Source organism: Bacillus sp. FSL R9-9497 (assembly GCF_038005805.1).
Classification (GTDB): Bacteria; Bacillota; Bacilli; order Bacillales; family Bacillaceae_G; genus Bacillus_A; species Bacillus_A cereus.
Genome location: NZ_JBBOTY010000001.1, coordinates 3,753,499 through 3,768,013, shown reverse-complemented (window position 1 = coordinate 3,768,013; position 14,515 = coordinate 3,753,499). Strand labels below are relative to the sequence as shown.

The window sequence follows — 14,515 nt, the reverse complement described above, 5'->3', positions numbered from 1 at the left end:
GGATAGATGGTGCTTGTGAAAAGTGTCATAAGCGTGTTTTCTGAGAAAACTATTAATTGTATTTATTTTTTTGCTTAAAAGAAATGAAGGTTGGTAATACTAGAATTCGAGTATGAACAAAGAAAGTTTTACATTGTTCGCATTTTCGACTTGATTGTAATATTTCAGTATGATATAGTAAGCAGTGGTGTCAGTACAAAGTACACACGTTTACTGATTTAAGTGTTGGTGCTACGTTTGTAGTTTCGCTTAGAGATGAAGTAAACGGAGGATATCAAAAACCATTTAGGAGGAACTATATTATGTCAGTAATTTCTATGAAGCAATTGCTTGAAGCTGGTGTTCATTTCGGACATCAAACTCGTCGTTGGAACCCAAAAATGAAGCGTTACATTTTCACAGAGCGTAACGGTATCTACATCATCGACTTACAAAAAACTGTGAAAAAAGTTGAGGAAGCTTACAGAACGATGCGCGACATCGCTGCTGAAGGCGGAGACATCTTATTCGTAGGTACTAAAAAACAAGCACAAGAAGCTATTAAAGAAGAAGCAACTCGTGCTGGTATGTACTTCGTTAACCAACGTTGGTTAGGCGGAACTTTAACAAACTTCCAAACAATCCAAAAGCGTATCAAGCGTCTTAAAGACATCGAAAGAATGCAAGAAGATGGTACTTTCGAAGTACTTCCTAAGAAAGAAGTTGTTCAACTTAAAAAAGAGTTAGAGCGTCTTGAGAAATTCTTAGGCGGTATTAAAGATATGAAAGGTCTTCCAAGTGCATTATTCGTAGTAGACCCTCGTAAAGAGCGTATTGCAGTTGCTGAAGCACGCAAATTACACATTCCAATCATCGGTATCGTTGATACAAACTGTGATCCAGACGAAATCGATCACGTTATCCCAGCAAACGATGATGCAATTCGTGCTGTAAAACTTCTTACATCTAAAATGGCAGACGCGATCCTTGAAGCAAAACAAGGTGAAGAAACTGTTACTGCGTAACAAAGTTGGAAAGGTGATAAGGGGTTCGGCCTTTTATCACCTTTTTTAAGGTATAAACACCTTTATAAAAGGTATAAATACATATTTTAGGAGGATGAAAAGTATGGCAATCACTGCTCAAATGGTAAAAGAATTACGTGAAAAAACTGGCGCAGGTATGATGGACTGCAAAAAAGCTTTAACAGAAACTAACGGCGACATGGAGAAGGCAATTGACTTCTTACGTGAAAAAGGTATTGCGAAAGCTGCTAAAAAAGCTGACCGCATTGCTGCTGAAGGTTTAACTTTCATCGAAACAAACGGTAACGACGCTTTAATCTTAGAATTAAACTCTGAAACTGATTTCGTTGCGAAAAACGAAGGTTTCCAAACACTAATTAAAGAATTAGCTGCTCACTTATTAACTAACAAACCAGCTAACGTTGAAGAAGCTATGGCTCAAACAATGGAAAACGGTAAAAAAGTTGAAGAGCACATCAACGAAGCAATCGCTAAAATTGGTGAAAAACTTACACTTCGTCGTTTCGAAATCGTATCAAAAACTGATGCAGATGCATTCGGCGCTTACCTACACATGGGTGGACGCATTGGTGTATTAACAGTTCTTGAAGGTTCTACTGATGAAGCTGCTGCTAAAGATGTTGCAATGCACATCGCTGCAGTTAACCCTAAATACATCGACCGCGATGCTGTAACAGCTGAAGAAGTTGAGCATGAGCGTCAAGTATTAACACAACAAGCATTAAACGAAGGCAAGCCTGAGAAAATCGTTGCAAAAATGGTTGAAGGCCGTTTAGGCAAATTCTTCGAAGAGATTTGCTTACTTGACCAAGCATTCGTTAAAAACCCTGATATGAAAGTTCGTCAGTTCGTTGAGTCTAAAGGCGGAACATTAAAAGGATTCGTTCGCTACGCTGTTGGTGAAGGTATCGAAAAACGCGAAGACAACTTTGCTGAAGAAGTAATGAACCAAGTAAAAGGTAGCAACTAATACAGATTAGGGAACACATTGTGTTCCCTTTTTTAAAATAAAGATGTAAGCAATTGGAGGTTCATTATGAGTAAACCGAAATATAATCGTGTCGTTTTAAAGCTAAGTGGAGAAGCTTTAGCTGGAGAGCAAGGATTTGGAATTAACCCAACTGTTATTAAGTCAGTTGCGGAACAAGTAAAAGAAATTGCAGAACTTGATGTAGAGGTTGCTGTTGTTGTTGGTGGCGGTAACATTTGGCGTGGGAAAATTGGAAGTGAAATGGGCATGGATCGTGCAGGGGCAGATTACATGGGCATGTTAGCGACAGTTATGAATTCATTAGCTCTTCAAGATAGCTTGGAGAATATCGGAATTCAAACTCGTGTACAAACTTCAATTGAGATGCGTCAAGTTGCAGAACCTTACATTCGTCGTAAAGCAGTTCGTCACTTAGAGAAAAAACGTGTTGTTATCTTTGCAGCAGGTACAGGTAACCCATACTTCTCTACAGATACAACAGCAGCATTACGTGCGGCAGAAATTGAAGCAGATGTAATTTTAATGGCGAAAAACAATGTAGATGGTGTATATAATGCGGATCCATCTATTGATCCAACAGCTACGAAATATGAAACGCTTACTTACTTAGACGTATTAAAAGAAGGTTTAGGTGTAATGGATTCTACAGCTTCTTCTCTATGTATGGATAATGATATTCCATTAATTGTATTCTCAGTTATGGAAAAAGGTAATATTAAACGTGCCGTTTTAGGCGAAAATATCGGAACAGTGGTAAGGGGGAAATAAATATGGGACAACAAGTATTGAAGTCTTCAAATGAAAAAATGGAAAAAGCAGTTGCTGCTTATTCTCGTGAATTAGCAACAGTTCGTGCTGGCCGTGCAAACGCGTCTGTATTAGATAAGGTACAAGTTGATTACTATGGTGCACCAACACCAGTTGTGCAATTAGCGAACATTACAGTTCCAGAAGCGCGTTTACTAGTAATTCAACCTTATGATAAAACTTCTATCGGTGATATTGAAAAAGCAATTTTAAAAGCAGATTTAGGCTTAAATCCTTCTAATGATGGAACTGTAATTCGTATTGCATTCCCTGCATTAACAGAAGAACGTCGTCGTGATCTTGTAAAAGTTGTGAAAAAATATGCTGAAGAAGCTAAAGTTGCTGTTCGTAACGTACGTCGTGACGGAAATGATGATCTTAAGAAGCTTGAAAAAGCTGGCGAGATTACAGAAGATGATTTAAGAGGATATACTGAAGATATCCAAAAAGAAACAGATAAATATATTGCAAAAGTTGACGAAATCGCAAAAAACAAAGAAAAAGAAATCATGGAAGTGTAATAGCGATAACTTCGCAATTATGACCCTCTTCTTAAGGGGGTCTTTTTACACTTTTAGGCATACGTCTGCTTGCTGGAGGGTATGAATGATGTTTAAAAACTTTCCTTTTTTTAAAGGTAAAAAGGACACATCGTTTGATCATCTCGTTGAAGAAGTGAAAAAAGGATATATCCCAGAACATATTGCCATCATTATGGATGGGAATGGAAGATGGGCAAAGAGGAGAGCAATGCCTCGTATTGCGGGACATCATGAAGGTATGCAAGTTGTAAAGAAAATTACAAAATTTGCAAGTAAACTTAATGTGAAAGTGTTAACTCTTTATGCTTTTTCAACTGAGAACTGGAAAAGACCGAAAAAGGAAGTTGATTATTTAATGAAGCTTCCAGAAGAATTTCTAGGTACATTTTTACCAGAATTGATTGAAGAAAACGTACAAGTCCGAGTAATAGGGCAAAAAGATCGTCTTCCTACGCATACACGCAGAGCGATGGAGAAAGCCATGGAAGATACGAAAGAGAATACGGGATTAATTCTTAATTTCGCGTTAAACTATGGAAGTCGAGATGAAATCGTTTCTGCTGTGCAACATATGATGAAAGATAATGAGGAAGGAAAAATTCGTTCTGAAGAGGTAAGTGAAGAAATGCTTTCCTCCTACTTAATGACGAGTTCTTTACCTGATCCAGAGTTGTTAATCCGAACAAGCGGAGAGCTACGTATTAGTAATTTCATGTTATGGCAAATTGCATATTCGGAGTTTTGGTTTACAGACGTGTATTGGCCAGACTTCAAAGAAGAACATTTGCTAAATGCGATTACTGACTTTCAACATAGAGGGCGCAGATTCGGAGGCGTGTAGAAAGAGAGGGTTTGGTAGTGAAACAGAGAATTATTACTGGAGTGGTTGCTGCCGCGCTATTCATTCCCATCGTAATATACGGTGGCGTGCCTTTTACGGTTTTAGTGTATGCACTTGCTTCTATAGGTTTATATGAATTAATTCGTATGAATAAGCTTACGCTTATTTCAGTACCGACAGTTTTAGCTGCAGTATTATTGTGGATTCTTTTAATTCCAAGTAGTGCATCAGAACTGTTTACATGGATTGGATTAGGTAAATTGGAAATCACATTTGTGATTGTTTTATTACTTTTATCATATACAGTCCTTTCTAAGAATACATTTACTTTTGATAATGCTTCATTTTTACTGATGGCAACGACATATGTGGCAATGGGATTCTTATATTTAAATGAAACGAGAATATTAGGAATTAAATATGTATTTTGCGCATTATTTGTTATATGGGCTACTGATTCAGGCGCATATTTCGTAGGAAAAGCATTGGGCAAGAGAAAATTGTGGCCAGAAATCAGTCCAAATAAAACGATTGAAGGTTCATTAGGGGGCATCGTTTGTGGAATTATTGTGGCACTTGTTTACAACGTGTTCTTCCCAGTCGAATCGAATGTAGTAATTTTAATTGTGCTGACAATTATCATTTCTATTTTTGGACAAATTGGTGATTTAGTACAATCTGCTTTTAAACGTCATTATGGCGTAAAGGATTCAGGTACAATTTTACCTGGGCATGGTGGTATATTAGACCGAACAGATAGTTGGTTATTCGTTTTACCAATTCTCTACTTCTTATTACAATACAATTAATAAATGAACGAGGGGTTGGAGTCATGAAAAACATTAGTTTATTAGGTGCAAGCGGATCAATTGGTACACAAACTTTAGATGTATTACGCTCGCACCCAGACCAATTCCGTCTCGTTGCTTTTTCTGTAGGGAAAAATATTGACTACGCAGTAAAGGTAATTCAAGAATTTTCTCCGCAAATCGTCTCTGTGCAAAGAGAGGAAGATGTTTTAAAATTACAATCTGTTTCTGGTAATACAAAAATTGTATATGGTAGTGAAGGACTTTTAGAAGTAGCATTACATCCAGATGCGGAGATTGTAGTAAATGCTGTTGTAGGTAGCGTAGGGTTGTTACCAACACTTCGTGCAATTGAGGCGAAAAAAACAATTGGAATTGCAAATAAAGAAACGTTAGTAACTGCAGGACATCTTGTAATGGAAGCAGCACGAAAACATAATGTTTCGTTACTTCCAGTTGATAGTGAACATTCGGCTATTTTTCAATGCTTGAATGGTGAAAATGAAAAAAGAATTTCTCGTCTTATTATAACGGCTTCTGGTGGAAGTTTCCGCGATAAAACGAGGGATGAATTGCATCGTGTGACCGTAGAAGATGCGCTTCGACATCCAAACTGGTCAATGGGTTCGAAAATTACAATTGATTCTGCTACAATGATGAATAAGGGACTAGAAGTAATTGAAGCACATTGGCTTTTTGGTATCCCTTATGAGCAAATCGATGTTGTTTTACATAAAGAAAGTATTATCCATTCTATGGTTGAATTTGAAGATCGTAGTGTAATGGCGCAGCTTGGTTCACCTGATATGCGAGTACCAATTCAATACGCACTTACATATCCTGATAGATTGCCTCTTTCAGACACAAAACAGTTAAACTTATGGGAAATAGGGGCGTTGCATTTTGAGAAAATGGACCAAGAACGATTCCGTTGTTTACGTTTTGCGTATGAAGCTGGAAAAGCAGGTGGAAGTATGCCAGCTGTAATGAACGCAGCGAATGAAGTAGCTGTTGAAGCCTTTTTACAAAAGAGAATTGATTTCTTAACAGTGGAAGACCTCATTGAAAAAGCAATGAACCATCACAATGTCATTGCACGACCGAGCTTAGAGGAAATTTTGGAAATTGATGCGGCCACAAGACGGTTTGTGATGGAACAAATTTAGCAAAGGTGGTTATGGAATTGAATACAGCGATTGCCTTTATATTAATTTTCGGTGCACTCGTATTTTTCCATGAGCTAGGGCATCTATATTTCGCAAAAAGAGCAGGTATTTTATGCCGCGAGTTTGCGATTGGTTTTGGTCCGAAAATATTCTCATTTGAAAAGAATGAAACGGTGTATACGATTCGATTACTGCCCCTTGGTGGCTATGTAAGAATGGCTGGCGAGGATGCGGACACAGTTGAGTTAAAGCCTGGGAAAAAGGTTGGCCTTGTATTAAATGAAAAAGACGAAGTTGTGAAATTAGTTTTTGATGGATATGAAAAGTATCCAAATGTTCGTGTTATTGAAGTCGAACAAGCTGATTTGGAGCATAATTTAACAATTTCGGGCTATGAAGAGTACGAGGAAGAGCTTCAAACATTCCGAGTGAATGAAAAGGCTCGTATTATTACTGCGGGGGAAGAAATTCAAATTGCCCCGTATAATAGACAATTTGGCTCGAAAAAACTAGGGCAACGCGCTTTAACAATCTTTGCGGGTCCTGCAATGAACTTCATTTTAGCATTTGTTATTTTTGTGATTCTTGGATTTGTACAAGGGGTCCCTATTGACAAACCAATGGTCGGAAAAGTGATGGATAACAGTGCAGCACAGCAAGCTGGATTGAAAGAGAATGATACAATTCAAGCTATTGATGGGAAAAACACAAGTACATGGAAAGATGTTGTTACTATTGTACGTGAAAACCCAAATAAAGAAATTACGTTACAAGTAAAGCGTGATAATGAACAGTTTAATGTGAACGTAACGCCAACACTCGATAAAGAAGGAAAAGACGAAGTTGGTAGGATCGGTGTTTATTCTCCTGTAGAGAAAACAGTGATGGGTTCTATTAAATCAGGTTTTGAACAAACGTACCAATGGACGAAACTAATTTTTGAGTCTCTTGTGAAATTAGTAACTGGTCAATTTTCTATTAATGAGTTGTCAGGTCCAGTAGGAATTTATAATCTAACAGATCAAGTTGTAGATTATGGGTTTACGCGTGTACTAAGTTTAGCTGCAGTTCTAAGCATTAATCTTGGTTTATTTAATTTATTACCAGTTCCTGCTTTAGATGGTGGCCGTTTATTCTTCTTCTTAATTGAAGCGTTACGAGGGAAACCAATTGATCGCCAAAAAGAAGGAATGGTTCACTTTATTGGTTTTGCATTATTAATGTTACTTATGTTAGTTGTAACTTGGAATGACATTCGTAAGTTTTTCTTGTAAAATAAAGTGAAACTTATAATGAAATAGAGCTCGTAGAATAAAATCCCTCACCTAACTCGAGGTGAGGGGTTTTACTGCGTGTAAGAGTAAAATGAAGAGGTGCAAATAAATGAAACAAAGTATGGTATTCAGTCCTACATTACGTGAAGTTCCAGCTGATGCTGAAATTAAGAGTCATCAGCTATTACTTCGTGCAGGTTTTATGCGTCAAAATGCTTCTGGTATTTATAGCTTTCTACCATTTGGATTAAAAGTATTACACAAAGTAGAACGTATCGTTCGAGAAGAAATGGAGCGCGCAGGAGCTGTAGAATTATTAATGCCAGCTATGCAAGCTGCAGAATTATGGCAAGAATCAGGTCGTTGGTATTCTTACGGATCTGAATTAATGCGTATGAAAGATCGTAACGCTCGTGAATTCGCATTAGGAGCGACACATGAGGAAGTAATTACGGATCTTGTGCGTGATGAAGTGAAATCATATAAAAAATTACCGTTAACATTATACCAAATTCAAACAAAATTCCGTGATGAGCAAAGACCTCGTTTCGGCTTATTACGTGGAAGAGAGTTTCTAATGAAAGATGCATACTCTTTCCATGCTACACAAGAGAGCTTAGATGAAGTATACGATCGCTTATATAAAGCATACTCTAACATTTTTGCTCGCTGTGGCTTGAATTTCCGTGCAGTTATTGCTGATTCTGGAGCAATGGGCGGAAAAGATACACATGAATTTATGGTATTATCTGATGTTGGTGAAGATACAATTGCATACTCTGACACATCTGATTATGCAGCAAACATCGAAATGGCTCCTGTTGTAGCTACGTATACGAAGAGTGACGAAGCAGAAAAAGCACTTGAAAAAGTAGCAACACCAGACCAAAAAGCAATTGAAGAAGTATCTGCATTCTTAAACATTGCAGCTGACAAGTGCATTAAGTCTATGGTGTTTAAAGTAGATGAGAAATTAGTAGTTGTACTTGTTCGTGGTGATCACGAAGTAAACGATGTGAAAGTGAAAAATGTATACGGCGCTTCAGTTGTTGAGCTTGCTTCTCATGAAGAAGTAAAAGCATTATTAAATTGTGAAGTTGGTTCATTAGGACCGATTAATGTAACAGGTGATATCGAAATTATTGCTGATCACGCTGTAGCATCAATTGTTAACGGATGTTCAGGAGCGAATGAAGAAGGGTTCCATTATGTAAATGTAAATCCAGAACGTGACTTTAAAGTAAGTCAATATACAGATTTACGCTTTATTCAAGAAGGAGACCAATCTCCAGATGGAAACGGAACAATTCTTTTCGCACGCGGAATTGAAGTTGGTCATGTATTCAAATTAGGAACTCGTTATAGTGAAGCAATGAACGCAACATTCCTAGATGAAAATGGAAAAACACAACCACTTATTATGGGTTGTTACGGTATCGGTGTATCTCGTACAGTAGCAGCAATTGCAGAGCAATTTAACGATGAGAACGGCTTAGTTTGGCCAAAAGCGGTAGCACCGTTCCATGTGCATGTAATTCCAGTAAATATGAAATCTGATACACAACGTGAAATGGGTGAAAATATCTACAACTCATTACAAGAACAAGGCTATGAAGTGTTATTAGACGATCGTGCAGAACGTGCAGGTGTTAAATTTGCAGATGCAGATTTATTCGGTCTTCCAGTTCGTGTTACAGTTGGTAAAAAAGCAGACGAAGGTATTGTAGAAGTGAAAGTACGTGCTACAGGTGAGTCTGAAGAAGTAAAAGTAGAAGAACTTCAAACATATATTGCAAATATTTTAAAATAAGAAGAGGTACCTCGTAATGGGGTACCTTCTCTTTCTTTGTAAACGTATTTTGTAAAAGAAGAGGTGAGAAATCTTTCTTTGTGGTACGTTTCAATTTATAATAGCAAATGGAAGGAGAGTGCTTATGTCTTTAACAAATGAACAACAAGAGCGATTTCAAATTTTGCTCCAGCAGTTGCAAATACCAGACGACCTTATAAATCAATATTTACAAGGCGGTGGTATTGAAAGGCTCGTTATTGATAAAGCGAATAAAAGTTGGCATTTTGATTTACAAGTGCCACGTATTTTGCCTACAGAATTATATGAATTGCTAGAAACAAAGCTTAAGCAATCATTTTCTCATATTGCAAGAACAACATTTGCATTAGAAACAGAGAATAAACAATTTACAGAAGAAGAAGTGAGGGCGTATTGGCCGCTTTGTACGGAACGAATTACATTTTCACCTATGTTCGCATACTTAAAGAAGCAGCTTCCACAGGTGAATGGAGTGAAGTTGCTAATAAATGTAAATAACGAGCTGGAGTCTACGGCTTTAAAGAAAAACGTTGCGAAACCAGTAGGGGATCAATACGAAGTTTTTGGATTCCCGCGTTTTCAGTTAGACACACATATACAGCAAAATACAGAAGAAATGCAAAAGTTTCGTGAACAAACGCAGCAAGAAGACCGTGAGCGTGTTATACAAGCTATGGAAGAAATGGCGAAGAAGCAAGCTGAAGAAAGCAGCGTTGTGTATGAAGGACCGATTACACTCGGGTATCTTATTAAGCCAGATGAAGAGATTACACCGATGCGAGAAATTCAAGATGAAGAAAGAAGAAAAACGGTTCAAGGATATGTCTTCCATGTAGAAACAAAAGAGCTTCGTAGTGGGCGTACGTTATTAACTTTAAAAATAACGGATTATACGGATTCTATTATGATCAAAATGTTCTCACGTGACAAAGAAGATATTCCAATGCTGCAATCCTTGAAAAAAGGAATGTGGGTGAAAGCGCGTGGTTCTGTTCAAAATGATACATTCGTTCGAGATTTAGTAATGATTGCAAATGATATTAATGAAATAACAGGACCGTCTCGTAAAGATAAAGCACCAGAAGGCGAAAAACGAGTAGAGCTGCATCTCCATACTCCGATGAGTCAAATGGACGCTGTCACTCCAGTTTCTAAGCTTGTTGCTCAAGCTGGTAAATGGGGACATGAGGCTATTGCGGTTACAGATCATGCCGTGGCTCAGTCCTTCCCAGAGGCGTATTCTGCAGGGAAGAAGGCTGGTGTTAAAGTTATATATGGTGTAGAAGCAAATCTAGTTAATGATGGTGTACCGATAGCGTATAACGAAGCGCATCGTTTACTTGCAGAGGAAACGTATGTTGTTTTCGACGTTGAGACGACAGGTTTATCAGCTGTATACGATACAGTCATTGAGTTGGCTGCCGTAAAAGTAAAGGGTGGCGAAATTATTGATCGCTTTGAATCTTTCGCAAATCCACATCAACCATTATCAGCGACGATTATTGAATTGACAGGTATTACGGATGATATGTTAACTGATGCACCTGAAGTGGACGAAGTGTTTAAAAAGTTTGAGGAATGGATGGGCGACCATACACTTGTTGCCCATAACGCGAGCTTTGATATGGGCTTTATTAACGTAGGTTTTAAAAAGGCTGGACTAGAAAAAACGAATAATCCAGTTATTGATACGTTAGAACTTGCACGATTTTTATTCCCAGAAATGAAAAATCATCGATTAAATACGATGTGTAAAAAACTTGATATTGAATTAACACAACATCACCGTGCGATTTATGATACAGAAGCGACGGGATATTTACTTGTGAAAATGTTGAAAGACGTAATTGAAAAGGGATTTGAATATCACGATCAATTAAATGATAGCATGGGACAAGGGGATGCGTATAAGCGTGGCCGTCCAAGTCATATGACGTTACTTGCCACATCAGATGTTGGATTGAAAAATTTATATAAACTTGTTTCATATTCTCACCTTAATTACTTTTACCGTGTACCACGTGTGCCGAGATCACTATTAAAAAAATATCGTGAAGGGATTTTAGTAGGAACGGCTTGTGATAAAGGTGAAGTGTTCGAGGCAATGATGCAAAAGGCACCTGAAGAGGTAGAAGAAATCGCCCAGTTCTATGATTACATTGAAGTAATGCCTCCAGAGGTGTTGCGTCATTTAGTAGAACGTGAGCTTGTTCGAGACGAAGGTCAATTAAAAACAATTATTTCTAACTTAGTAAAACTAGGTGAGACGTTAGATAAACCAGTTGTTGCTACAGGAAACGTGCATTATTTAGACCCTGAGGATGCGATGTATCGTAAAATTTTAGTCAGTTCGCAGGGCGGAGCCAATCCGTTAAATCGACATTCATTACCGCCAGTACATTTCCGTACAACTGATGAAATGTTAGAATGTTTTTCATTCTTAGGTGAAGACAAAGCGAAAGAAGTTGTTGTAACAAATACACAAAAGATTGCGTCATTAATTGGTGATGTGCATCCAGTAAAAGACGATCTATACACACCGAAAATTGAAGGTGCTGATGATGAAACGCGTGATATGAGTTATAAAATGGCGCGTAGCATTTATGGTGAAGAGCTACCGGAAATTGTAGAAGCACGTTTAGAAAAAGAATTAAAAAGTATTATTGGGCATGGATTCGCCGTAATTTATTTAATTTCACATAAGCTTGTGAAAAAATCGTTAGTAGACGGATATCTAGTAGGTTCGCGTGGATCGGTAGGGTCATCATTTGTTGCAACGATGATGGAAATTACAGAAGTAAACCCATTACCACCACACTATGTATGTCCGAAGTGTAAGCAATCAGAATTCTTTAATGATGGTTCTGTAGGTTCTGGTTTTGACTTACCAGATAAAGAATGTCCTGCTTGTAATATTCCATATGTAAAAGATGGACATGACATTCCTTTCGAAACGTTCCTTGGATTTAAAGGAGATAAGGTGCCCGATATCGATTTGAACTTCTCCGGGGAATACCAACCACGTGCCCATAACTATACGAAAGTACTGTTCGGTGAAGACTATGTATATCGTGCAGGAACGATTGGTACAGTTGCGGAAAAAACTGCTTACGGATATGTAAAAGGTTATGCAAATGATCATAACTTAACGATTCGAAATGCAGAGATTGATCGCTTAGTAGCAGGGTGTACCGGTGTAAAACGTACAACAGGACAGCATCCAGGCGGTATTATCGTTGTGCCAGATTACATGGATATCTTTGATTTCTCACCAATACAGTACCCAGCTGATTCAATTGGTGCTGAATGGAGAACAACGCATTTTGATTTCCACTCGATTCATGATAATTTATTAAAACTTGATATACTAGGACACGATGATCCGACCGTTATTCGTATGTTACAAGATTTAAGTGGTATTGATCCGAAAACAATCCCAACGGATGATCCAGAAGTAATGAAAATTTTCTCTGGTCCAGAATCGTTAGGGGTAACGGAAGAGCAAATTAACTGTAAAACAGGTACACTTGGTATACCAGAGTTTGGTACAAAATTCGTAAGACAGATGTTAGAAGAGACAAAACCGACGACATTCTCAGAGTTAGTCCAAATTTCTGGACTATCACATGGTACTGACGTATGGCTTGGTAATGCAAACGAGTTAATTTATAACGGTACATGTACGCTGAGCGAAGTTATCGGTTGTCGTGATGACATCATGGTATATTTAATCTATCAAGGTCTAGATCCATCATTAGCCTTCAAAATCATGGAGTCGGTTCGTAAAGGTAAAGGTGTACCGGAAGAATGGGAAGAAGACATGAAAAATAATAATGTACCAGGTTGGTATATTGATTCATGTAAGAAGATTAAATACATGTTCCCTAAAGCCCATGCGGCTGCTTACGTACTTATGGCTGTACGTATCGCATATTTTAAAGTACATTTTGCACTGTTATTCTATGCCGCATATTTTACAGTTCGTGCAGATGATTTTGATGTAGAGGCAATGGCGAAAGGTTCAGCATCTATACGTGCAAGAATTGATGAAATTGCTCAAAAAGGATTGGATGCAGCGCCGAAAGAGAAAAGTTTATTAACAGTACTAGAAATGACACTTGAAATGTGTGAGCGAGGATACTCATTCCAAAAGGTGGATTTATACCGCTCACATGCAACAGAATTTATTATTGATGGAGACACATTAATTCCTCCATTTAATGCGGTACCTGGTCTTGGTACAAACGCAGCTTTAAGTATTGTGGAAGCACGTAAAAATGGAGACTTCTTATCAAAAGAGGACTTGCAGCAGCGTAGTAAGGTCTCGAAAACAATTATTGAGTATTTAGATAGTCAAGGTTGTTTAGGAGATTTACCGGATCAAAACCAGTTATCACTGTTCTAGTAGGTAGGAAAAGTCTTTGCAAATCAACATTTCCTATGATATACTATTAACCGAGATAACCATGTCATGTATATTGTGTAAAGAAAAGAGTGGGGAAACCCACTCTTTCGTGTTACTATCTATGTTTTCTCTACGTAGATAGGTAAAAGATTTCTGTCGTATATACATATTTTGTTACAAGTTTTACTTCTTAAATTTGGTAATACTAAGACAGATAATCCCTGCTGAACAGCAGGGGCTTTTGTTAGCTAACGAGAAAGAATAAGATAGACCGTTTTTAAAGTGGCGGGGTCTTCTTCTTTTAAATGGTACATGACGGCAGGAAGGAGGCTGTTTATGGATAAGAAAGTCACAGAAGTTGTAGAAGCATTTGCGCAGCCGATCGTTGAAGAGTTAAATCTTGAACTTGTAGATGTAGAGTATGTGAAAGAAGGACAAGACTGGTTCTTACGCGTATTCATCGATTCTGAAAAGGGAGTCGACATTGAAGAATGCGGTGCGGTAAGTGAACGTTTAAGCGAAGCTTTAGATAAAGAGGATCCAATTCCTCATCTTTACTTTTTGGATGTATCATCTCCTGGAGCGGAACGCCCATTAAAGAAAGAAAAAGACTTCCAGCAAGCGGTAGGAAAACAAGTGGCAATTAAAACATATGAGCCGATTGATGGTGAAAAGATGTTTGAAGGAAAACTGCTTTCTTACGATGGTACAACAATAACATTATTATTAACAATTAAAACACGTAAAAAAGAAATCCAAATTTCGATGGATAAAGTCGCAAATGCGCGACTTGCTGTTACGTTTTAGTTAGAAGGGGGATCTTC

Annotated in this window: 11 protein-coding genes; all 11 read left to right on the top strand. The window is 37.8% G+C overall.

Annotated features, from left to right (window positions below):
* The first annotated feature begins 302 nt into the window (after positions 1 to 302).
* A complete protein-coding gene (gene rpsB / locus MKY21_RS19275) occupies positions 303 to 1,004 on the top strand; it encodes a 30S ribosomal protein S2 (protein WP_000111485.1) in 702 nt (233 codons plus the stop codon).
* 103 nt (positions 1,005 to 1,107) lie between these two features.
* Positions 1,108 to 1,995, top strand: a complete 888-nt coding sequence (tsf, locus tag MKY21_RS19270; protein WP_001018578.1) for a translation elongation factor Ts — start codon at positions 1,108 to 1,110, stop codon at positions 1,993 to 1,995.
* 66 nt (positions 1,996 to 2,061) lie between these two features.
* Positions 2,062 to 2,784, top strand: a complete 723-nt coding sequence (gene pyrH, locus MKY21_RS19265) for a UMP kinase (protein WP_000042668.1) — start codon at positions 2,062 to 2,064, stop codon at positions 2,782 to 2,784.
* Positions 2,785 to 2,786: 2 nt separating this feature from the next.
* Entirely contained in the window at positions 2,787 to 3,344 is a 558-nt protein-coding gene (frr, locus tag MKY21_RS19260) for a ribosome recycling factor (protein WP_000531501.1), read from the top strand.
* A gap of 85 nt (positions 3,345 to 3,429) precedes the next feature.
* Complete coding sequence (uppS, locus tag MKY21_RS19255; RefSeq protein WP_000971296.1) at positions 3,430 to 4,206, top strand: isoprenyl transferase; 777 nt, start codon at positions 3,430 to 3,432, stop codon at positions 4,204 to 4,206.
* A gap of 17 nt (positions 4,207 to 4,223) precedes the next feature.
* Positions 4,224 to 5,015, top strand: a complete 792-nt coding sequence (gene cdsA / locus MKY21_RS19250; protein ID WP_000813592.1) for a phosphatidate cytidylyltransferase — start codon at positions 4,224 to 4,226, stop codon at positions 5,013 to 5,015.
* A 23-nt stretch (positions 5,016 to 5,038) separates the two neighbouring features.
* Entirely contained in the window at positions 5,039 to 6,181 is a 1,143-nt protein-coding gene (gene dxr / locus MKY21_RS19245) for a 1-deoxy-D-xylulose-5-phosphate reductoisomerase (protein ID WP_000790374.1), read from the top strand.
* A 17-nt stretch (positions 6,182 to 6,198) separates the two neighbouring features.
* Complete coding sequence (rseP, locus tag MKY21_RS19240; RefSeq protein WP_341077193.1) at positions 6,199 to 7,455, top strand: RIP metalloprotease RseP; 1,257 nt, start codon at positions 6,199 to 6,201, stop codon at positions 7,453 to 7,455.
* Between the two features lie 109 nt (positions 7,456 to 7,564).
* Positions 7,565 to 9,265, top strand: coding sequence for a proline--tRNA ligase (locus MKY21_RS19235; RefSeq protein WP_341077190.1), 1,701 nt, complete (start codon positions 7,565 to 7,567; stop codon positions 9,263 to 9,265).
* 124 nt (positions 9,266 to 9,389) lie between these two features.
* A complete protein-coding gene (locus MKY21_RS19230; protein ID WP_000060005.1) occupies positions 9,390 to 13,691 on the top strand; it encodes a PolC-type DNA polymerase III in 4,302 nt (1,433 codons plus the stop codon).
* Between the two features lie 336 nt (positions 13,692 to 14,027).
* Complete coding sequence (gene rimP, locus MKY21_RS19225; RefSeq protein ID WP_000359096.1) at positions 14,028 to 14,498, top strand: ribosome maturation factor RimP; 471 nt, start codon at positions 14,028 to 14,030, stop codon at positions 14,496 to 14,498.
* Positions 14,499 to 14,515 lie beyond the last annotated feature (17 nt).

Bases quoted from the DNA above. Each gene is read 5' to 3' on its own strand.
- rpsB (WP_000111485.1), top strand. From the start codon at position 303: ATGTCAGTAATTTCTATGAAGCAATTGCTTGAAGCTGGTGTTCATTTC.
- uppS (WP_000971296.1), top strand. From the start codon at position 3,430: ATGATGTTTAAAAACTTTCCTTTTTTTAAAGGTAAAAAGGACACATCG.
- rimP (WP_000359096.1), top strand. From the start codon at position 14,028: ATGGATAAGAAAGTCACAGAAGTTGTAGAAGCATTTGCGCAGCCGATC.
- pyrH (WP_000042668.1), top strand. From the start codon at position 2,062: ATGAGTAAACCGAAATATAATCGTGTCGTTTTAAAGCTAAGTGGAGAA.
- dxr (WP_000790374.1), top strand. From the start codon at position 5,039: ATGAAAAACATTAGTTTATTAGGTGCAAGCGGATCAATTGGTACACAA.
- tsf (WP_001018578.1), top strand. From the start codon at position 1,108: ATGGCAATCACTGCTCAAATGGTAAAAGAATTACGTGAAAAAACTGGC.
- MKY21_RS19230 (WP_000060005.1), top strand. From the start codon at position 9,390: ATGTCTTTAACAAATGAACAACAAGAGCGATTTCAAATTTTGCTCCAG.
- frr (WP_000531501.1), top strand. From the start codon at position 2,787: ATGGGACAACAAGTATTGAAGTCTTCAAATGAAAAAATGGAAAAAGCA.
- MKY21_RS19235 (WP_341077190.1), top strand. From the start codon at position 7,565: ATGAAACAAAGTATGGTATTCAGTCCTACATTACGTGAAGTTCCAGCT.